At 73.2% G+C, this 1,136-nt stretch carries 1 protein-coding gene; it reads right to left on the bottom strand.

The window, feature by feature from the left end; all coding sequences use genetic code 11:
- Positions 1 to 1,136 (bottom strand): polyketide synthase (locus tag A2U95_RS02840; protein WP_240957175.1); only part of this gene is annotated, 1,136 nt, incomplete at both ends.

Here is a 1,136-nt window from a genome sequence, read left to right as displayed (position 1 = left end):
TGGGCCGGTCGATGTGGAGGGTCTGCGGGACGGTGCCGTGCCGCATGGCCAGGACCATCTTCATGACGCCGGCGACGCCGGCGGCGGCCTGGGTGTGGCCGATGTTGGACTTGATCGAGCCCAGCAGCAGCGGACGGCCCTCGGGCCGGTCCTGGCCGTAGGTGGCCAGCAGCGCCTGCGCCTCGATCGGGTCACCCAGCGTGGTTCCGGTGCCGTGCGCCTCCACCACGTCCACATCCGCCGTGCCCAGGCCCGCGTCGGCGAGGGCGGCGCGGATGACGCGCTGCTGCGACGGCCCGTTGGGGGCGGTGAGGCCGTTGCTGGCACCGTCCTGGTTGATCGCGGTGCCCCGGACCACCGCCAGCACCTCGTGCCCGTTGCGGCGGGCCTCCGACAGCCGCTCGAGCAGCAGCACGCCGACACCCTCCGCCAGCGCGAAACCGTCGGCGGCCTCCGAGAAGGCCTTGCAGCGACCGTCGGCTCCCAGCGCCTGCTGTCTGCTGAACTCCACGAACGAGGTCGGCGTCCCCATGATCATCACGCCGCCCGCCAGTGCCATGGTGCACTCGCCGTTGCGCAGCGCCTGAGTGGCCATGTGGAGGGCGACGAGGGAGGACGAGCAGGCGGTGTCGACGGTGACGGCCGGACCCTCGAGCCCGAGGGCGTAGGAGACGCGGCCGGAGACGACGCTGCCCGCGGTACCGGTCAGCAGGTGGCCCTCGAAGCCGTTGGGGCGGACCCGCGTCGCGCCGCCGTAGCCGGAAGCCGCCGCCCCCACGTACACGCCGGTACGGGTCCGGCGCATCATCGCCGGGTCGATGCCGGCGTTCTCGAAGGTCTCCCAGGCCGCTTCGAGCAGCAGGCGCTGCTGCGGGTCCATCGCCAGCGCCTCGCGCGGGCTGATCCCGAAGAAGCCGGGGTCGAACGCACCGGCGTCCCGCAGGAAGCCGCCCTCGGCCACGTAGGAGGTCCCCTGGGAGTCCCCCGCCGTGTGCCGGAAGACCTCCAGGTTCCAGTTGCGGTCGTGGGGGACGGGGCCGATGGCGTCGCGGCCCTGGGCGACGAGGTTCCAGAGGTCGTCGGGTGAGGTGACGTCGCCGGGGAAGCGGCAGGCCATGCCGACGATGACGACCGGG

This window comes from Streptomyces chilikensis (genome assembly GCF_001642695.1).
Lineage (GTDB): Bacteria > Actinomycetota > Actinomycetes > Streptomycetales > Streptomycetaceae > Streptomyces > Streptomyces chilikensis.
This window is presented reverse-complemented; position numbering and strand designations above follow the sequence as displayed.